At 59.0% G+C, this 17,794-nt stretch carries 19 protein-coding genes, 1 tRNA gene, 2 other RNA genes and 1 pseudogene; 9 read left to right on the top strand and 14 right to left on the bottom strand.

Annotated features, from left to right (window positions below):
- Positions 1 to 28 precede the first annotated feature (28 nt).
- A complete protein-coding gene (locus DWQ09_04740; protein KAA3629549.1) occupies positions 29 to 1,336 on the bottom strand; it encodes a Xaa-Pro aminopeptidase in 1,308 nt (435 codons plus the stop codon).
- Between the two features lie 15 nt (positions 1,337 to 1,351).
- Entirely contained in the window at positions 1,352 to 1,915 is a 564-nt protein-coding gene (locus DWQ09_04735; protein KAA3629548.1) for a YecA family protein, read from the bottom strand.
- 213 nt (positions 1,916 to 2,128) lie between these two features.
- Between DWQ09_04735 and DWQ09_04730 the strand changes: the two genes are divergently transcribed.
- From DWQ09_04730 to DWQ09_04705, 6 genes are all read left to right on the top strand, one after another.
- Positions 2,129 to 2,362 carry a TIGR02449 family protein gene (locus tag DWQ09_04730; GenBank protein KAA3629857.1) on the top strand — a complete coding sequence of 78 codons (234 nt, stop codon included), beginning with the start codon at positions 2,129 to 2,131 and terminating at the stop codon, positions 2,360 to 2,362.
- A 35-nt stretch (positions 2,363 to 2,397) separates the two neighbouring features.
- Positions 2,398 to 2,676, top strand: coding sequence for a cell division protein ZapA (locus DWQ09_04725; GenBank protein KAA3629856.1), 279 nt, complete (start codon positions 2,398 to 2,400; stop codon positions 2,674 to 2,676).
- A gap of 66 nt (positions 2,677 to 2,742) precedes the next feature.
- Positions 2,743 to 2,929, top strand: a non-coding RNA gene (gene ssrS / locus DWQ09_04720) — 6S RNA.
- Positions 2,930 to 3,021: 92 nt separating this feature from the next.
- The gene (locus DWQ09_04715) at positions 3,022 to 3,582 is read left to right on the top strand and encodes a 5-formyltetrahydrofolate cyclo-ligase (GenBank protein ID KAA3629855.1); all 561 of its coding nucleotides are present in this window, start codon (positions 3,022 to 3,024) and stop codon (positions 3,580 to 3,582) included.
- 10 nt (positions 3,583 to 3,592) lie between these two features.
- Positions 3,593 to 4,051: an EVE domain-containing protein gene (locus DWQ09_04710; GenBank protein KAA3629547.1), complete on the top strand. Its 459-nt coding sequence runs from the start codon at positions 3,593 to 3,595 to the stop codon at positions 4,049 to 4,051.
- Between the two features lie 246 nt (positions 4,052 to 4,297).
- Positions 4,298 to 4,957, top strand: a complete 660-nt coding sequence (locus tag DWQ09_04705) for a ribose-5-phosphate isomerase RpiA (protein ID KAA3629546.1) — start codon at positions 4,298 to 4,300, stop codon at positions 4,955 to 4,957.
- Positions 4,958 to 4,975: 18 nt separating this feature from the next.
- Here DWQ09_04705 and DWQ09_04700 read toward each other — a convergent pair whose 3' ends face one another.
- The 4 genes from DWQ09_04700 to DWQ09_04685 all read right to left on the bottom strand — a co-directional run bounded on the left by DWQ09_04700 (position 4,976) and on the right by DWQ09_04685 (position 10,828).
- Positions 4,976 to 8,836 carry a DUF3683 domain-containing protein gene (locus DWQ09_04700; protein KAA3629545.1) on the bottom strand — a complete coding sequence of 1,287 codons (3,861 nt, stop codon included), beginning with the start codon at positions 8,834 to 8,836 and terminating at the stop codon, positions 4,976 to 4,978.
- A 54-nt stretch (positions 8,837 to 8,890) separates the two neighbouring features.
- A complete protein-coding gene (locus tag DWQ09_04695) occupies positions 8,891 to 9,319 on the bottom strand; it encodes a DedA family protein (GenBank protein ID KAA3629544.1) in 429 nt (142 codons plus the stop codon).
- An 82-nt stretch (positions 9,320 to 9,401) separates the two neighbouring features.
- On the bottom strand, positions 9,402 to 9,671 hold the full coding sequence (locus DWQ09_04690; protein KAA3629543.1) for a helix-hairpin-helix domain-containing protein: 270 nt from the start codon (positions 9,669 to 9,671) through the stop codon (positions 9,402 to 9,404).
- A 212-nt stretch (positions 9,672 to 9,883) separates the two neighbouring features.
- A complete protein-coding gene (locus DWQ09_04685) occupies positions 9,884 to 10,828 on the bottom strand; it encodes a hypothetical protein (protein KAA3629542.1) in 945 nt (314 codons plus the stop codon).
- A 317-nt stretch (positions 10,829 to 11,145) separates the two neighbouring features.
- On the opposite strand from DWQ09_04685, the pseudogene DWQ09_04680 reads away from it, so the two are divergent.
- Together DWQ09_04680 and DWQ09_04675 are read left to right on the top strand one after the other, a co-directional pair.
- Positions 11,146 to 11,426 (top strand): annotated as a pseudogene (locus DWQ09_04680) (excinuclease ABC subunit A).
- Positions 11,389 to 11,610, top strand: a complete 222-nt coding sequence (locus DWQ09_04675; protein KAA3629541.1) for a hypothetical protein — start codon at positions 11,389 to 11,391, stop codon at positions 11,608 to 11,610. Before DWQ09_04680 ends, DWQ09_04675 begins: the two are co-directional and overlap by 38 nt.
- 469 nt (positions 11,611 to 12,079) lie before the next feature.
- Here DWQ09_04675 and DWQ09_04670 read toward each other — a convergent pair.
- From DWQ09_04670 to DWQ09_04635, 8 genes are all read right to left on the bottom strand, one after another.
- Positions 12,080 to 12,218, bottom strand: a non-coding RNA gene (locus DWQ09_04670) — RtT sRNA.
- 33 nt (positions 12,219 to 12,251) lie between these two features.
- Positions 12,252 to 12,325 (bottom strand) — tRNA-Gln (locus DWQ09_04665).
- A gap of 15 nt (positions 12,326 to 12,340) precedes the next feature.
- Positions 12,341 to 12,733, bottom strand: coding sequence for a 30S ribosomal protein S9 (locus tag DWQ09_04660; GenBank protein KAA3629540.1), 393 nt, complete (start codon positions 12,731 to 12,733; stop codon positions 12,341 to 12,343).
- Positions 12,734 to 12,767: 34 nt separating this feature from the next.
- Positions 12,768 to 13,196: a 50S ribosomal protein L13 gene (locus DWQ09_04655; GenBank protein KAA3629539.1), complete on the bottom strand. Its 429-nt coding sequence runs from the start codon at positions 13,194 to 13,196 to the stop codon at positions 12,768 to 12,770.
- Positions 13,197 to 13,546: 350 nt separating this feature from the next.
- Positions 13,547 to 13,855, bottom strand: coding sequence for a (2Fe-2S) ferredoxin domain-containing protein (locus DWQ09_04650; protein KAA3629538.1), 309 nt, complete (start codon positions 13,853 to 13,855; stop codon positions 13,547 to 13,549).
- A gap of 111 nt (positions 13,856 to 13,966) precedes the next feature.
- The gene (speD, locus tag DWQ09_04645) at positions 13,967 to 14,770 is read right to left on the bottom strand and encodes an adenosylmethionine decarboxylase (GenBank protein ID KAA3629854.1); all 804 of its coding nucleotides are present in this window, start codon (positions 14,768 to 14,770) and stop codon (positions 13,967 to 13,969) included.
- A gap of 79 nt (positions 14,771 to 14,849) precedes the next feature.
- Complete coding sequence (locus DWQ09_04640; protein KAA3629537.1) at positions 14,850 to 16,538, bottom strand: DUF885 domain-containing protein; 1,689 nt, start codon at positions 16,536 to 16,538, stop codon at positions 14,850 to 14,852.
- Entirely contained in the window at positions 16,535 to 16,957 is a 423-nt protein-coding gene (locus tag DWQ09_04635; GenBank protein ID KAA3629536.1) for an OsmC family protein, read from the bottom strand. Before DWQ09_04635 ends, DWQ09_04640 begins: the two co-directional genes overlap by 4 nt.
- Before the next feature lie 149 nt (positions 16,958 to 17,106).
- On the opposite strand from DWQ09_04635, the gene DWQ09_04630 reads away from it, so the two are divergent.
- Positions 17,107 to 17,736: a cAMP-activated global transcriptional regulator CRP gene (locus DWQ09_04630; protein ID KAA3629535.1), complete on the top strand. Its 630-nt coding sequence runs from the start codon at positions 17,107 to 17,109 to the stop codon at positions 17,734 to 17,736.
- Positions 17,737 to 17,794: the final 58 nt, after the last annotated feature.

Raw genomic sequence — 17,794 nt, 5'->3', positions numbered from 1 at the left:
CCCCTCCCCCCCTGCCAGAACGCCCCGCTCAGGCTGCCATCAAGGCTTCGATCGCTTCCGTGGTTTTCGGCAGGTCACGCGACAACACCTCGTTGCCCTGTTTGGTGATCAACACATCGTCTTCAATGCGAATACCGATATCCCACCATTTGCGGGCGATGCCCTTCGAGCCCGCCGGTATGTAGAGCCCCGGCTCGACCGTCATCACCATACCGGGCTCCAGCGTGCGCCATTTACCATCGACCTTGTAATCGCCCACATCGTGAACGTCCATGCCCAGCCAGTGTCCGGTGCGGTGCATATAGAATCGTTTGTAAGCCTCATCCTTGATAAGGCGAGGCACACTGCCCTTGAGCAGCCCCAGCTTCACCAATCCCCTGGTCAGCACCCGCACCGCTGCTTCGTGGGGATCGTTCCAGTGATTGCCGGGTTGCATCTTGTCGATGGCGGCAAGCTGCGCCTCCAGCACGAGATCGTAGAGTGCTTTTTGCGCCGGCGAGTAGCGTCCATTGACCGGGAAGGTGCGGGTAACGTCCGCCGCGTAGCATTCGTATTCGCCCCCGGCATCGATCAAGACCAGATCACCGTCGCGCAGTGCGTCGCTATTCTCGGTGTAGTGAAGTATGCAGCCATTGGCCCCGCCGCCGACGATGGGCGGGTAGGCCGGCGTGCGCGCACCGTGAATCGCAAACTGGTGCAGCAATTCCGCCTCCAGTTGATATTCCATCAGCCCGGGGCGGCAGATCCGCATCGCCTGTTTATGCGCCGCCACAGTCGCTTTGACCGCCTTGCGAATGTGACCTATCTCAGCCCGGCTCTTGAAGAGCCGCAGATCGTGCAGCAGGTGATCGAGCGAGACGAACTCGCCGGGCGGATTGACGCCGGTGCGGGAGCGTGCACGAATCTGATTCAGCCAATCCATCAGCTGCTTGTCGAAGGCGGCATTGCAACCCATGGTGCAGAACACCCGTTCGCGGTTCTCCAGCAACCCGGGCAGGATGTCGTCGATATCGCCGATGGGAAACGCATCGTCGGCGCCGTAGTGCTCGCAGGCCCCCTCCAGGCCGGCCCGCCGGCCGTGCCAGATTTCCATCTCGGGATCGCGCTCGCGGCAGAAAAGGATGTACTCGCCATGGGCACGGCCCGGTACCAGCACCGCTACCGCATCGGGCTCGGCAAACCCGGTCAGGTAGAAAAAATCACTGTCGGGGCGGTACGGATAATCGACATCACGGTTACGTGACCGAACCGGTGCGGCGGGCAGAATCGCCATGGCGTCGCTGTCCATCATGCGCATCAGTTGCCGGCGGCGGCGTGCGAATTCATTGGTGCTCATTGCGAATCGTAACCCTCAATGCAGAAACGGCGTGTCGCGCGGCGGTGCTGGTGGGGGATTCAGCGCCTGCTCGGTTACCAACAGCACCGCAACCCGCACGTACTCGACCAGCTCGGCGTAAGAATCCTCATCCTCGTCCGTTTCGCAATCTTCAGGTTGTGCGCTGATCTGCGAGATCTCGGTGAGATCCTCCAGCACCTCCTGAACCGCCTCGCTGTCGGTTTCGAGTTTGCCCAACCCGGACCCCACAATAAACCCGTGGCACCATTCGCCAAGGGCCGTGGCACGCTCCGCCAGTGTCTCATCGTCCCCCGGCAGCACCAGATCGAATCCGAAAGCGACATCCCCCAATTGCCGGGCAGTCTCATCGACCACGGCACGCAGTCGACCCTCGTCTTCCTCGACCAACGACCCCTCACTGACCAGCTGGGTCAACCACACATCGTGCACAGCCTCGCGCGCCGCGCACAGCAGGCCGCACAGCAGGCCATGGGCTTCCGCGGCACCGATCGCCGATCCGATGCGATCCAGCAGATCGTCGAAGGTCTGGTAAATGGTGAGTTGTGATGGTGTCGACATGTCTATTCCCTGCGCGGGAAGGGCCTCGAACGGTGCTTTACAAGCGCGGCATTCTACCCTTTTAGCCTATCAGGTCACCAAACCTTCGCCAGGCCGCCGTTGTCAAAGTGCAGGCCCAACATCCAAAACAGGCGCTAACACACTCATCAACAAGCGCATTTCTTGTGACAGGAGCCGTTGACCCGCTACCCCCAGCACTCTATATTGACGCGCATGGAAAACGGTAGCGGAAAATCGATGCTGGAAGTGGATCTGATCAGCCTGGAACGTTGGCTCGATGAGCTGATCCGCACCACGGAGCGCCTCAAGGACGAGAACAGGTCGTTGCGCCAACAGCAGCAGACCCTCGCCGCCGAGCGCTCCGGCCTGATTCAGAAGAACGAACTGGCACGCAATCGCATTGAAGCCATGATCGCCCAACTGAAATCGATGGAACACGGCGCGTGAACAGCCAGCCACCCGTACCTGTCACGGTGACCATCATGGACAAGGAGTACCGGGTCGCATGTCCGCCCGACGAGCGTGATGCATTGCTGGCATCGGCCACACTGCTCAACGAGCGCCTGCGCGAAATCCGCGAATCCGGCAAGGTGATCGGTGCCGAGCGCATCGGTGTCATGGCGGCGCTGAATATCGCCCACGAGTTGGTACTGCACAAGGGTACGCCAAGCTCCGACGAGCATCCGGCACGGTCCCGTATCCGTGCCCTCCAGCACAAGATCGAATCGGCGCTGAACGACGGCAAGCAACTCGAACTTTAGGCTACCTCTTCGGCCGTACTGCGCTACAATCAGTGGGCCATTCACCTTTAAGTTGTTTGGTTCCGACATCCCCTGCGGTGTTCGAAACGGGCTCGGAAATCCCTTTGAGCCTTAAATTTGTCGCCTGGGTGCGCGATATGGCGACGCTGGTGTGCATGTCCACTACGGTGGAAAGCCTGAAGCAGTCCCGAGCGCTCCCACTTGAACCGTTGGTTCGAGGGCGGTAGCCCGTTACGGCACAGGCGGGGGGTGTCGCCTATCTCGCACCAATTGCCTGTGATCGACGCCGACAGCGAATATCAATCCCCACTGGACGATCAGGCGCTGCGTGAGCTGCGCCGTGACATGCGCGCACGTCGCCGCCTACTATCGGATACAGACCGCCGCCATCGATCACGAGCGATTATCGGCAATCTCAAGCGTTCGCGTCTGTTCCGCTGCGCGACGCGCATTGCCTGTTACCTGCCCAACGATGGCGAGGCGAATCTCACGCCTTTGATTCGCCAGCTCAACGGTTGGGGAAAACAGTGTTTTCTCCCGGTGTTGGATACCCTGCGCCCGCGGCGCTTGTGGTTTGCACCCTACGACTGCGGTGATCGCCTCATCGACAACCGCTACGGCATCCCGGAGCCCGCCCTGGCGGCGCGGGAGTATGTTGCCGCCTGGCACCTGGACCTCATCCTCGTGCCCCTGGTCGCCTTCGATGACGATGCCAATCGTCTGGGCATGGGTGGTGGTTACTACGACCGCACGCTGGCCTTCCGGCGGCGACGCACCCATTGGCATCGTCCACGTCTGTTGGGCATCGCCTTTGAATGCCAGCGCGTCGACACCCTGCCGGTGCGCCCGTGGGATATTCCGCTGAACGGCGTCATCACGGAAACCCGGACGCTGCTCGTTCGTTGAGGATCCGGACATGAACTACTGGCTGATGAAATCCGAACCCGGCACTTTCAGCATCGACGATCTTGCAAAGTGTCCCGACCAGACCGAACCATGGGACGGGATACGGAACTACCAGGCGCGCAATTTCATGCGCGATGCGATGAAGGTCGGTGATCAGGCTTTTTTCTATCATTCCAGCTGTGAGATACCGGCCATCGTCGGCATCGTCAGGATTGTGCGTGCAGCCTACCCCGATGCGAGCGCTCTCGACCCTCACTCCAGGTACTATGACCCGAAGGCCACACCGGAGAACCCACGCTGGTTTCTGGTCGATGTGAAACTGGTACGCCGGTTAAAGCACCCCATAACGTTGCAGGAACTCAAAGCATGCCCGGAACTGGAGGGGTTTCCGCTGGTACGCCGCGGCAACCGTCTTTCGATCATGCCGGTCAGCGCCGCCCAGTGGCGTTTTATTCTCACCCGGGAATAAATCCTTACGCGCTTCTTATGCGGAGATAAGGAGCCGCGATTGTGCCGACACGCCGGCTGCCGTTAAGATGCCTGGAACCTATCTCAAAATCCCCCGCGTGCTGTGTTGAGCCCCAGAGGTGCGCTGGGTAGGCCCGAAGGCACAGCCAATAGCAACGCTATTGGCAAGTCGAGAACACCGCCAGCGCACGGCACAGCTCGCGGGGGATTTTGAGATAGCTTCTAGCTTCACATGCGGAGACTGTTCATGAATCCAGATGAGATGAAACGCCTTGCCGCCCGTACCGCTCTGGACTACGTCACCAGCGGTGAGGTCATCGGTGTTGGAACCGGTTCCACCGTCAATCACTTCATCGATGCACTGGCAGAAATCAAGGGCCGTATCGAAGGAGCGGTTTCGAGCTCCGAAGCGAGTACGGCACGCCTCAAATCCCATGGCATCCCTGTGGTCGAACTCAACAGTGTCACCGAACTTGCCGTCTACGTAGACGGGGCTGACGAATCCAATCGCCACCTGCATCTCATCAAGGGCGGTGGCGGAGCATTGACACGCGAAAAGATCGTTGCCGCGGCAAGTCGGACGTTTGTCTGCATCGCCGACAGCTCGAAGCTGGTCGATGTGCTGGGGAAATTTCCGCTGCCCGTGGAGGTGATACCCATGGCACGCAGCTACGTGGCGCGACAGTTACGAAGGTTGGGGGGCGATCCGGTGTGGCGCGAGAACGTGGTGACGGACAACGGCAACCTGATACTCGATGTTCACAACCTCGAGATCATGGAACCCGCCAAACTGGAAGCCGAGATCAATAACATCGCCGGCGTGGTAACCAACGGTCTGTTTGCCCTGCGTCCGGCGGACGTACTGCTCTTGGGTACGGCGGACGGTGTGCGCACCATACGGCCCTGATTTCGAACACCTGACCAACTACAACAGCACGCGCTCGATGCCGCCATTGCGGGTGGCGGCAACGAAGGCCTTCTGCCAACCCTCACCCAGTATCCGATGGGCCATCTCGACAACGATGTAGTCCGTCTTCATGTTCGTCTCGTCGCGATAGCGCATCAATCCCTGCTGGCAGGCAGGGCAGGATGTCAGCATCTTGACGTTCCCTGCTTCTGCGCGCGGCGCTCCGCTCAGTCGGGTGATTCCCTGGTGCAACTCCTCCTGCTTGCGAAAACGGACCTGCGTGGCGATGTCAGGGCGCGAAACGGCCAGCGTGCCCGCCTCGCCGCAACAGCGGTCCGACAACGCCACTTCCTGACCCATCAGATTGCTCGCCACGCGTAGTGGATTGTGGGTCTTCATCGGCGTATGACAGGGATCGTGATAGAGGTACTGCACTCCCTCCACGACCTCCAACTTCACGCCTTTCTCCATCAGGTACTCGTGGATATCGAGCAATCGGCAACCAGGGAAGATGCGTTCGAATTCGTACTTCAGCAACTGGTCCATACACGTCCCGCAGGAGACGATGACGGTTTTGATATCGAGGTAGTTGAGCGTGTTCGCCACGCGGTGAAACAGCACGCGGTTATCGATGCTGATCTGGCGCCCCTTCTCGGTATCACCACCCGCCGTTTGCGGATACCCGCAACACAGATAACCCGGCGGTACGACCGTCTGCACACCCTGCGCATAGAGCATCGCCAGTGTCGCCAATCCGATCTCGCTAAAGAGCCGCTCTGAGCCACAACCGGGAAAATAGAAGACCGCCTCTGCACCCTCGCCCGCCCTTTTGGGATCGCGCAGGATGGGCACCGCCTTTGCGTCCTCGATTCCCAGCATGCTGCGCATCGGTTTGGCCGGAAGTCTGTCGGGCAGCGGTTTTTTGACCAGATGAATCACCTGCTCTTTCAGCGCCATCTTCCCGGTCGTGGCCCGTGGCTGCTGGCGCTTTCCGTAGAGCGGAAAAACACGCAACAAACCGGTAGCTTTGCGCTGGACCGCGTAGCCCCACTGGATCACCCCCTTGCGCATCGCCCTCACCGCACGGGGATCGGTGATATTGAGAAACGCCATGGAGAGTTTGGTTCCGAAGTTGTTCCACTTGCGCCCGTGGGCGCGCAGGATCTCGCGCATGCGGATCGTCACATCACCAAAATCGATGTCGACCGGACAGGGGGTCACGCAGCGATGGCAGATCGTGCAGTGGTCGGCGACATCGTTCATTTCGTCGAAATGGCGTATCGAGATACCGCGCCGGGTCTGCTCCTCGTAAAGGAAGGCTTCGATGATGATGCCGGCGGCGAGAATCTTGTTGCGCGGCGAGTAGAGCAGGTTGGCGCGCGGTACGTGAGTCGAGCAGACCGGCTTGCACTTGCCGCAGCGCAGGCAGTTCTTGATATCGTCGTTGAGCGCGCCCAGTTCGCTTGCCTCGAGTATCAGCGCCTCCTGCTGCACCAGACGCAACGAAGGCGTATAGGCGCGGTCGATGGTCACATCCTCGAGCAGCTTGCCTTTGTTGAATCTCCCCTCGGGATCCACGCGGTGTTTGTAATCAGCAAAGGCCCGCACCTTTCCCTCTTCCAGGTAATGGAACTTGGTGATGCCGATACCGTGTTCACCGGAGATCACGCCACCGAGATTCACCGCCAATTGCATAATGCGATCGACGATCTGCTCCGCCTCGTGCAACATGCGGTAGTCGTTGGAAAAGACCGGGATATTGGTGTGCACATTGCCATCGCCGGCGTGCATGTGAGTGGCAACGAACAGGCGACTTGAGCGGATCTCGCTGTGGATGGCATCGAGCCGCTGTCGTATCGTCTCCAGATCCTGGCCACCAAAGATCTGCTTCAACGGACACTCAACCTCATACCGGTAGGAGATGCGCAGATCCCGCCGCAGCATCAGCTGCGCAAAGGTGTCGCCTTCACGAACGCGAGCTCGCGCCTCATCGGTCAACAGCCCGGAGTAAGCGGCCACACCATCATCGAAATGCCGCAGGTAACCGTTCCACCGTTCACGCACCGCGGTGAGATGATCGCGTGCCGCGGTACGCTTGGCTTCGAGAATGCCGTCCTCTTCGGTCTCATCGGCATAGGCGAGCAACTGGCGTAGCTGCGTCGGCAGCTCCTGCTCCAGGTAATCCAGCACGGCATCGACCATACGCAACTTGTTGGCAGTCGAGCACTCGATATTGATGCGTTCGATGCCTTCGCTGTACTCCGCCAACCGCTCGAGCGGAATGACCACATCCTCGTTGATCTTGAACGCATTGGTGTGACGGGCGATGGCGGCGGTACGGGCGCGATCGGCCCAGAAACGTTTACGTGCTTCCGGACTGACCGCCACAAAGCCCTCGGCGCCCCGGATGTTTGCCTTGCGGACCATCTCTGCCGCCGCTGCTGCCACGGCATCTTCGCTATCACCGCCTATATCGCCGATCAAAACCATTTTGGGCAGTTCACCACGCGGTGCCTTGGTGGTGTATTTCACGGCGCGCACGTAACGCTCATCGAGGTGTTCCAGCCCGATGAGCTCGATTCCGGCAGCCGCATCCAGATAGGCCTTGGTTTCGACAATGGCAGGTACCGCATCACGCAGATCGGAACCAAAGAATTCGAGGCAAACGGTACGTATGTGCAGTGGCGCCCGATGCAGCACAAAAACCGCCGAAGTGATGAGGCCGTCGCAGCCCTCTTTCTGCACCCCGGGCAAACCGCCGAGAAACTTGTCGGTGACATCCTTGCCCAGACCCGGCTTGCGGAAGGTGCTACCGGGCAACGCGATCTCCTCCGGCTCAGCGATCGGTGTCGTGCCATCCGCTTCGAAGCGTTTGAGTCGGAACCTGACGGTCGCCTGCTCGTGGATTTTGCCGAGATTGTGGCCCACCCGTTCCACCTCGAGCCAGCGTGCATCAGGCATCACCATGCGCCACGAGGCGAGGTTGTCCAACGTCGTGCCCCAGCGCACCGCCTTCTTGCCGCCGGCGTTCATGGCGATATTGCCACCGATAGTGGAAGCATCCTGGGAAGTAGGATCTACCGCAAAGATCAGCGCATGCGTCTCGGCCAGCTCGGTTACGCGCCGCGTTACTACACCGGCCTCAACGCGAACGGTCGCCACTTCCTGATCCAGCCCCGGTAGTCGACGCTCTTCGATGGAACCAATCCCATCCAGCTTCTCGAGATTGATCACCGCGGTATTGGCGTACAGCGGTACAGCACCGCCAGTGTACCCGGTGCCGCCGCCACGCGGGATAATGGTCAGCCCGAGTTCGATGCAGGCGGCGACAATGGCGCCCAATTCGGCTTCAGCATCGGGATTGATCACCACAAACGGTAGCTCCACGCGCCAGTCGGTGGCATCGGTGACATGCGACACCCGGGCGAATCCATCGAAGCGAATGTTGTCCTTGCGCGTGGTTCTGGCCAATCGCTTCAACGCTTTGCGCCGCAAACTGAGCTGGGTGGAAAACCACATCTCAAATCTGGCGATCGCATGACGCGCCGACTCGATGAGATCCAACGCTCTCGCGTTCTGGTTGGCACGGGCGAGCATCTGATCGAGACGATGATGCAGGGCATGGATCAACGAAGCGCGACGATTGGCATTCTCCAGCAAATCGTCCTGCAGGAAGGGATTTCGCTCCACCGCCCACATATCCCCCAATACCTCGAACAGCATGCGCGCCGAGCGACCGGTGCGCCGCTCGGTGCGCAACTGCTCGATCACGTCCCAGATTTCCGCACCCAGATAACGCAGCACGATCTCTCGGTCGGAGAACGAGGTGTAGTTGTAGGGAATTTCGCGAATGCGAGCGGTGGGCGTACTCTGTTTCATCGACGCATTCTAACCAATTTTCGTACTCTTATTTGCACGGCAACAGAAAGGGAGTCAGGCCTGCACGAGGATCGCCACGACCAGGTAGCGCGCCAATTTACCCAACACAATGAAAAGCGCTGAAATCCCTGCCGGGATTCGCAGCCATCCGGCGACAAAGCACAGCGGATCGCCGACCACCGGCAGCCAGGAGAGCAATAACGCAGGGCTACCCCACCGTTGCAACCAACGCAGAACCCTTTGGTGACGCGGCTTTGCAATGCGCTCGGACGAGTAACCCGACGCCAGCAGATAGCCGAGCAGATAGGTGGTCATACCCCCCATTGCATTACCCGCGGTTGCAGTGGCGATCAGACTGAGTGGCGAGTGGCGACCTTCCAGTATCAACGCACCCAGCGCAATCTCCGAACCACCTGGAAGCAAGGTGGAAGAGAGAAAGGCGTTGACGAACAAAACCCACAACAAACTCGAAGCTTCCACTATATCGGCCGTAGGGGATCGCAGATCCCTGGTTCAAAAATAGAAGGGGCGCCGTAGCGCCCCTGTTGTTTGGCAATCCAGCGGATTATTGTGACCCAACGGTCAACTCCGCACGGTTCGCCTCAACCGTTGCGCGTCCGATACCGGGCACTTGCGTAAGATCGTCCACACTTTTGAACGGTCCATGCTGGTTACGAAAGGCAACGATGGCGGCCGCTTTCTTCTCGCCCACGCCCTTGATGGCTTGAGCGAGAACCGCGACATCAGCGGTATTGATATCGACCGGCTCGGCAAACGCCGGCACGACAGCGAACAGAGAAAGGGTAAAGATGAAACAACGCAACAATCGCCGCATGGCGAATCCTCCCTAAAGGGTTTCCATTTCCTTTTCCGGCCACCGCGATGGCCGGCTCCTTTGACGCAGATCCAGCGCCAGTCCGAAAGTTACCCGAGAAGCCGATTTCGATCAATACCCCCGCAAGTGCCCGGACCGAGGCACCCCCTTATCACCACAAAAAAACGGGCGCCCGAAGGCGCCCGCTTGCATCCAAACCGAGAAGATCGGTTTTAGAAGCTCATGTTGATACCGATCGCAGTGGAATCGGCATCGACGCCGCCAACTTCAACGGAGTCAAAGGTGACGAAGCCGGTCACGTTCTTGCTGAACGCGTGGGCAAGCTCCAACGTCGTCGCAGAGTCACCGTCGTTGGCAGGTGTGATGTCGGAATCACGATTGTAGAGACCCAGCTTGAAGGTGTTGTTGCCGGCGGTGTAAGCAGCCGCCAGACCCATTACCGTGTCACCATCGACCGCACCGGAGCCAAACCCATCTTCCCAGGTAAAGCCGACCATCAGCGGACCGGAGGTCCAGGAGACACCCAGTGACTCGCGGGTGGAATCGCTAGCTGGGGAGTTGTTGGCCTCGACCAGACCAAAACCGGCGTGCCAGGGGCCGCCATTCCACACGAAACGCAGACCGGTGACGTCGATATCGTCCGTGGCGCTGGCGGGGTCGTTGGCAATCAGGGCGGGCACGACATAGAAACCACCCGTGACCGGGGATTTCCACGCGATCAGCTTACCGGTGTGATCGGTCTGCGCGAAGTAGTGGTAACCGCCGTGCTCGAAGATGTCGACCATGGAGTACATGTCGGCGTACTGGCCGCTGGGGGTACGACCGGCCATGACGAAGGTACCGGCACCCTTGGTGGCCAGAATGACGCGGCTACGGCGCACGTTAACGTTACCATCGCCTTCACCGTTACCGGTATTACCACCGTTGGCAGCACTGTCAAGGTCGATCTCGATCTCGGCGATGAACTTGCCGGCGGAGGTATCTTCGGACGCTCTCCAACCCACACGGGCCTTGGTGTTCTTCATTTCCCAGGACGCGTTATCGGCATCGACCAGTTTCCAACCGACCACACCGTAGGTGGTGACGTCCAGCGCCTGAGCGGACAGCGGAGCTGCCAGGGCACCGGCTACAGCGATAGCAAGAAGCTTCTTGTTCATTCGTTCCTCCCAAAGGAAAGTAGTTTATGGTGTCTACTGCGAAACCAGACGGAGAGACTATAGGGAACAGAATGCGGAAATGCAACATGCTTTTCGCTATTTTTACAACAAATTTGCCGGTTCTGTTGTTTTGTTGCAACAACACAACAAAACGGGTGCGCCAGATCAAATTTTTCTGATGGAATCAGCGAATATCTTGAAGCCGCATCGTCTCATCCGGCGCGGCACGGTTGAATGACCACCATGGCGCCACTGACGCAAACACGCCGTTCAAGGAATATTTTTGCCTGTTACGTATCGCGTAATGGCGTTCACGCATGGCAAGGGCTTTCCTCTGCAAGGACACAAAAGGGCTCTGCAATGATCGGAGAGAACCCAGGTTCAGGAATATCGACAGAACCGCGCGGCGCAAACCGCTCCACCTGAACAGTGCAAGAAGTCCCCGTGATTTGGAGACTCCGCCGGGCAACCGGCCTGAAGCCCTGATCAAGGAGACAGGCGGGACCAATTCAGCATACGCATCAATGATCAGTTCCGACTCTGTTTCGGATGGGACGTCGGTGCTGCCCTGGACGCCGAGAGCACGGGCTACCGCTGAGGACACTCTATCAAAGCCACTGGAACCCCTGGGAATAAGCATCAATCGGCTGGCCTGGGATATCGTGGTGCCTCCCGGACGGATCAGCGGGATCGTCAACGGCAAACGGGGAATATCAGCCCATATGGCACGGTGGCTTGTTGGCGCGGAGGTGGAAAAACGGGTGCACCCGTTCGCTGCTTGAGAGTTTGGTGAATCGGGTCAGCTACTTTTTACGTTGGTCCAACGATTTGGCAACAGAAGGCCCCGATGGATTCTCACCCACCGGGGCCGGTTGTCGCGCGGCGCAGGCACCCTCCCTGGATCTTCCCTGCATGGCCGTGTCGTCCTGACTGCCCTCACTGGCGACGGATAAATACTGCAATATACTTATGGTTATTGCAACACCCATAGACGGAAATGACCCCTGTGTCACGCGTCGATTCATCGACAGATGTCGGGTTACGCTGCGCTAACCCGACCTACGGATGGCCCCTGCGCTCTGCGCCGAGCCTGCGGTTCAGCTGGTCGGTATATCTGCCGGGAGCAGATAGTACTTCATGCAACGAACCCGAGGGGTGCCGGCCAGGATGGCGGGCAGTATCACCTGACCAGGTGCTCACCCCTCGACCGCAAGCCATTAAAAAACCCGCCACTACGGGCGGGTTTTTTAATGGCTGGGGGACTAGGATTATTCGGCGCTGCGCGCCTCACCCTTCGGGCCGCCGTCGCTGCGCTCCGACGTTCTGCGCCGAGCCTGCGGCTCGGCTGGTCGAACCTGACTAGGTGCTCACCCCTCGACCCACAAGCCATTAAAAAACCCGCCACTACGGGCGGGTTTTTTAATGGCTGGGGGACTAGGATTCGAACCTAGATTAGCGGAGTCAGAGTCCGCTGTCCTGCCGTTAGACGATCCCCCAGGAACGAGGATCCGATTAACGCTTGGAGAACTGAGTGGCGCGACGGGCCTTGTGCAGACCGACCTTCTTGCGCTCCACTTCGCGGGCATCGCGGGTAACGAAACCAGCTTTGCGCAGCGACGGACGCAGCGTCTCATCATAGGCCATCAATGCACGGGTGATGCCGTGACGAATGGCGCCCGCCTGACCGGTGTTGCCGCCACCCACAACCGTCACCTTGATATCGAACCGGTCGGTCGCCTGAGCGGTCTCCAACGGCTGGCGCACTACCATGCGCGCGGTTTCGCGGCCGAAATACTCATCCAGCGGGCGGCCGTTGACGACGATCGCACCCTTGCCAGGCTTGATGAAGACACGGGCTGTAGAGCTCTTGCGGCGTCCGGTCCCGTAGTGCTGTTGTTCTGCCATCTTGTGCGTTCTCTTGTCGCGGTATGCCGTTGGCTCAGATATCCAGCGGCTGCGGCTGCTGGGACTGATGATTGTGATTGGGACCGGCGTAAACCTTCAGTTTACGGTACATCGCACGCCCCAGTGAGTTCTTGGGCAGCATGCCCTTGACGGCAGTCTCGATCGCCCGTTCCGGATGGCTGGCCAGCAGCTTTTCGAGGCTGACCGATTTGAGATTGCCTATATATCCGGTGTGGCGATGGTAGATCTTGTCCTTCAATTTGTTGCCGGTCACACGCACCTTCTCCGCGTTGACCACAACAATATAATCGCCGGTGTCCACATGAGGGGTAAACTCGGCCTTGTGCTTGCCGCGCAGGCGCAGCGCAATCTCGGTTGCCAGCCGTCCCAGCACCTTGTCCGAGGCATCCACCACGAACCAGTCGCGCTTCACTTCAGCCGGTTTCGCACTAAGCGTAGTCATCTTGAGCCGGGCTCCAACTTGCATTGCCAGAATCGAAAGAGCGGGAAATATACAGAAGTCACCAGGAAGTTACAAGTTTGATTCGGTGTGCAGCCAGCGCCGCACGATGCCCGGTCCCGGGAATATTCAACCGTAGTGTTACAACTTTATGACCCTGATTTTCGGGCAAAAAAAAGCGCGGCAAGTGAGGGCCGCGCTAAATCATCCAGGGAGGATGAGGGATTGGGTGGGACCGACTCTCAATCATACGAATATCGAAAATCCATCCTGCGAACCCGTGAAGGCGTTCAGTTGATAAGAATATACTAATATTCCAATGATCTGTCAAGCCGCTTTTTCCCATAATCGGTTCAGATCCTGAGTCGATCGACGATACGCCCGTGGATCAGGTGCTCCTGAATGATCTCTTCGACGTCGCTCTCGTCGATGAAGGTGTACCAGATCCCTTCGGGGTAGATAACCATCACCGGTCCCTCAGCACAGCGATTCATGCACCCGGCAGTGTTGATTCGTGCCTGCCCCTGACCATAGATATTCAGCTCCTTGCAACGCCTCTTGGCGTAATTGCGCAACGCCAGGCTGTTCATTTGGCTGCAACACTGCTCGCCGTCCTGGCGCTCATTGACGCAGAAGAAGACGTGGTGACGGTAATAGGACATATCGGATTTCCAATGGCCCTGGACGCTATCTATATCGCAGGGGCGGTAGGAGCGGCGGAAGCCGTGAAGAACAAAGGCATAACATTCGCGGCTTCCGCCGCTTCTACTGAGCTATACCTCAACGCCACGACGCAGGTTCCTTCCGTAGAAGATCTCCATCATCTCGCGCTGCAGCTGAGTGCGGATTCTGATCTGCTCCCGAGGCGAGAGATCGTCACGCTCGACGCCGAACAGGTAGTTGTTGAGATCAAACTCTTTGAGAATCATCTTGGTGTGGAAAATATTCTCCTGGTAGACATTGACGTCGATGGTTTGATAGCGCTCCCGTGTCTTGCGATCCAGATAGTTCTGGATGGAGTTGATCTTGTGATCGATGAAGAGCTTCTTGCCGCGCACATCGCGGGTAAAACCACGCACCCGGTAGTCCATGATGACGATATCGGACTCCAGGCTGTGAATCAGATAGTTCAACGCCTTGAGCGGTGAGATGCGCCCGCACGTTGCAACATCGATATCGGCGCGAAAGGTGCTGACACCCTCCTCAGGGTGATTCTCCGGGTAGGTGTGCACCGTAAGGTGGCTTTTATCGAGATGGCAGACCACGGCATCGGGCAGCGGACCCGGTGCTTCGGTATTGGAAAGCTGCTCTGAAAGGATTGGCTCCTCGGAAATCAGCATGGTGACGCTGGCGCCCTGCGGATCGTAGTCCTGGCGTGCGATATTGAGAATATTGGCACCGATGATGTCCGAGACATCCGTAAGAATCTGAGTCAAACGCTCGGCATTGTAGACCTCATCGATATACTCGATGTACTCCTGATGCTGTGCCTGACTCTGCGCGTAGCAGATATCGTAGATGTTGAAGCTCAGAGTCTTGGTCAGATTGTTGAAGCCGTGCAGCTTCAATCTTGAGATTGGTCGTACCAACGCGCAGGCTCCCCCATTAGGATTCTCGGCACCCCTTCCGGCCTCCCAAGCACCAAAGGGGCGCGTATTATGCGCTATTTTGGTCCCGCATCGCACCCCTGACGTGCTCCCAGTCGCGCTCACCAAACTGGCGGCAAATCACCAGCGGCAACGCGATAGAACCCGCTCCAAGCAGCCGATCGTGAAAGGCGCGCAGATCGAACCCCTCGTCCGCCGTCTGAACATAGCCTCGCAGGGCATTGATCATCGACCAGCCCAGGGCGTAACCCATGGGAACCGCCGGCGCGCGACTGTACCAGGCCAGATCGGCCATCGCTTGAGAGCGAGGAAATCCCAGCAGCTCCACCATGCGGTCGGCAGCCTGTTCCAGCGTCGTGCCCCGCACCTGGATCTCGACGTCGATCACCACCCGCAATGCCCGCCACAAGCGGTCCCGCAGCAGGAGAAAGCGTTGCTCGGGCTGAGCCAGGAAGCCTTGCTCGAGCATCAACTGCTCGCAGTACAACGCCCAACCTTCGTAAAGCGTTGCCGAGGGATTGAGCAAGCGCGGCAATGATCTGGCGGCAGGATTGCGATTGGCGGTCACGAACTGCAGATGATGTCCAGGCCATGCCTCGTGGACGCAGGTGTGTTGAATCCCCAGCCGATTGTGCTCCCGCAGGGTTTCATCATCGCTGGCGGGAGTGACGTAGTATTGACCGCGCTGATCGGGATCGTTCGGCGCCGGATCGAGATAAGCGGCAAAGGGGATCTGATGCCGCAGAAAACCGGGAGTCTCAACCACGTTGAGCCGTTCCCGTGCTGGCAGGGAGACAATGTCATGGCTCAATAAAAATTGATGCGCGGCGCGCATCTCACGCCGGTAGACGTCGAGCAGCTCCCGCGCGGGGGGATGGTCTGCGGTGATCTGGCGTGTGAGCGACACCACGTCGTCATCGCCGCGCAACTCACGTGTCACCGCGCGCAACTGCGCGCCGACCTCCTTCACCATGCGCTCGCCAAAGCGCTGCAGCTCGCTTGCCTCCATATCGACAAAATGGCGTTCGCGAAGGAGGCGCTCGAAATGCACCTCGCCAACGGCGAAATCTCCAGCGGCCGAGGGTGCGATCTCCGACTCGAGGAAACGTGCATAGTCAGTGAGTGCCTGCGATGCCTGCTCCTGCAGCATCTGCAACTGGCTCCGCACACCGCTGCCGACAATCTGCGGATGGCTGTCGAGGCGCAGCACGAAATCCGCGCCCGCGCGCGCCTCGGCTACCGCCGAATTCAACCACGGCACGGGTACCAACTCAGGCAGTGTCTTCAACTGCGCACGTGCCCCCCGCAGATGCGCGGGCACCTTTTCCAAACGTGCTCGCAACACAGTGGCCAAATCTGCCATGGGTCGTACCGTGAGCTGGTACAGCGCGTTGACCGGCAGGAAGGCGACGGGATCGCGGCGCCGCCAATCGCGCTCCAACAGGTCATGATGTTCTATCAACGCTGCGCCGCGCAGCACGCGGTAGTCTAGGGCCCGATCGGCATCGAGGAATCGTGGATCGATCTCCTCCAGACCCGCCAACAACTTCTCATTGAGAACAATCAGTGCGCCAACATCGTCGTCATCGTACGGGCGCAGCAGATGTCCGTATCCTGGGACACCCGCGTCCACGGCAGCTTCGGGATGAAACCGAAACCACGCCTGGTAGTAATTGCCGACCAGCTGATCGAACTGCGACTGAGTGCTATCGCTCACCGGGCATACCTTCGCGATCAACCCGAAACGGGGCGGATTTCATAATCGTGGGTTAACTGAGCGGACGCGGCCAGCATGTGCGATACGGAGCAATATTTGTTTGCCGACAAGTCGACGGCGCGGGCGACCTGCTTCTCCTCCAGATCGCGCCCCGCCACGATGTAGTGCAGATGTATCGCCGTAAAGACCTTGGGCACAGTATCCGCTCGCTGCGCCTCGATCTCGATGACGCAGTCTTCTATCTTTTGCCGCGCCTTACGCAGAATCGACACGACATCGAATGCCGTACAACCACCCAGGCCCAACAACACCATCTCCATCGGTCGCGGCCCCAGGTTGCGGCCCCCGCTTTCGGGCGCGCCATCCATCACCAGCGCATGCCCGCTGCCGGTCTCTCCAGCAAACGCGACATGCTCGATCCACTTGATACGTGCTTTCATGGCCACAGCGCTCCGCTCTGCTAAAAAGCCCGCCGCAGATTACCACGGAATACCCGCAGGCACTTAGCGATGAGACTGGACCTTAACCCGGATTTAGGGTCATGATAGAGTGAGTTGGGATCAACATCGACTCAAGGCTCAGAGACACCATGCAGGAAACACCAAAAGACAAAAGCGTCACCGAACGCCTGCTGGCCCACTGTCATCGCCGCCGTTATCCAGGCAAAAGCGTCATCATTTACGAGGGCGATGCGCCGGATGTGCTCTACTACCTGCTCGAAGGCTCGGTCACTGTATTGATCGAGGATGAGGACGGACGCGAAATCGTACTCGCCTATCTCAATCCCGGCGAGTTTTTCGGCGAGATGGGACTGTTCGACAAGGAAGAGGGTCGAAGCGCCTGGGTGCGTACGCGTTCCGAGTGCGAAATCGCTGAAATCAGTTTCTCGCGCTTTCGCCAGTTGGCCAAGGAAGATCCCGATATCCTCCTGCTGCTCGCCTCGCAAATGGCATTTCGTCTGCGCAAGACCAGCCAGAAAGTCGGGCACCTCGCCTTTATGGACGTCACCGGCCGCATCGCACGTACGCTGCTCGATCTCTGCAAGGAACCCGACGCCATGACCCATCCGGATGGTATGCAGATCCGCATCACGCGGCAGGAGATCGGGCGCATCGTCGGCTGCTCGCGTGAAATGGCCGGGCGGGTACTGAAGAATATGGAGGAGCAGGGCCTGATCTATGTCAAGGGGAAAACCATCGTGGTTTTCGGCACCCGGTAGGCAGAAACCCCCATTGCGCGCCCACTATCGCGCTCGCTTCACCTATCTTTGCCGTACA

The sequence above is a fragment of the Pseudomonadota bacterium genome, from assembly GCA_008501635.1.
Taxonomy (GTDB): domain Bacteria; phylum Pseudomonadota; class Gammaproteobacteria; order QQUJ01; family QQUJ01; genus QQUJ01.
This window is presented reverse-complemented; position numbering and strand designations above follow the sequence as displayed.

What these genes read in the sequence shown, in the direction of transcription:
- DWQ09_04740 (KAA3629549.1), bottom strand. Translation starts at nt 1,336, where the DNA reads ATGAGCACCAATGAATTCGCACGCCGCCGCCGGCAACTGATGCGCATG.
- DWQ09_04735 (KAA3629548.1), bottom strand. Translation starts at nt 1,915, where the DNA reads ATGTCGACACCATCACAACTCACCATTTACCAGACCTTCGACGATCTG.
- DWQ09_04730 (KAA3629857.1), top strand. Translation starts at nt 2,129, where the DNA reads ATGGAAAACGGTAGCGGAAAATCGATGCTGGAAGTGGATCTGATCAGC.
- DWQ09_04725 (KAA3629856.1), top strand. Translation starts at nt 2,398, where the DNA reads ATGGACAAGGAGTACCGGGTCGCATGTCCGCCCGACGAGCGTGATGCA.
- DWQ09_04715 (KAA3629855.1), top strand. Translation starts at nt 3,022, where the DNA reads ATGCGCGCACGTCGCCGCCTACTATCGGATACAGACCGCCGCCATCGA.
- DWQ09_04710 (KAA3629547.1), top strand. Translation starts at nt 3,593, where the DNA reads ATGAACTACTGGCTGATGAAATCCGAACCCGGCACTTTCAGCATCGAC.
- DWQ09_04705 (KAA3629546.1), top strand. Translation starts at nt 4,298, where the DNA reads ATGAATCCAGATGAGATGAAACGCCTTGCCGCCCGTACCGCTCTGGAC.
- DWQ09_04700 (KAA3629545.1), bottom strand. Translation starts at nt 8,836, where the DNA reads ATGAAACAGAGTACGCCCACCGCTCGCATTCGCGAAATTCCCTACAAC.
- DWQ09_04690 (KAA3629543.1), bottom strand. Translation starts at nt 9,671, where the DNA reads ATGCGGCGATTGTTGCGTTGTTTCATCTTTACCCTTTCTCTGTTCGCT.
- DWQ09_04685 (KAA3629542.1), bottom strand. Translation starts at nt 10,828, where the DNA reads ATGAACAAGAAGCTTCTTGCTATCGCTGTAGCCGGTGCCCTGGCAGCT.
- DWQ09_04660 (KAA3629540.1), bottom strand. Translation starts at nt 12,733, where the DNA reads ATGGCAGAACAACAGCACTACGGGACCGGACGCCGCAAGAGCTCTACA.
- DWQ09_04655 (KAA3629539.1), bottom strand. Translation starts at nt 13,196, where the DNA reads ATGACTACGCTTAGTGCGAAACCGGCTGAAGTGAAGCGCGACTGGTTC.
- DWQ09_04650 (KAA3629538.1), bottom strand. Translation starts at nt 13,855, where the DNA reads ATGTCCTATTACCGTCACCACGTCTTCTTCTGCGTCAATGAGCGCCAG.
- DWQ09_04635 (KAA3629536.1), bottom strand. Translation starts at nt 16,957, where the DNA reads ATGAAAGCACGTATCAAGTGGATCGAGCATGTCGCGTTTGCTGGAGAG.
- DWQ09_04630 (KAA3629535.1), top strand. Translation starts at nt 17,107, where the DNA reads ATGCAGGAAACACCAAAAGACAAAAGCGTCACCGAACGCCTGCTGGCC.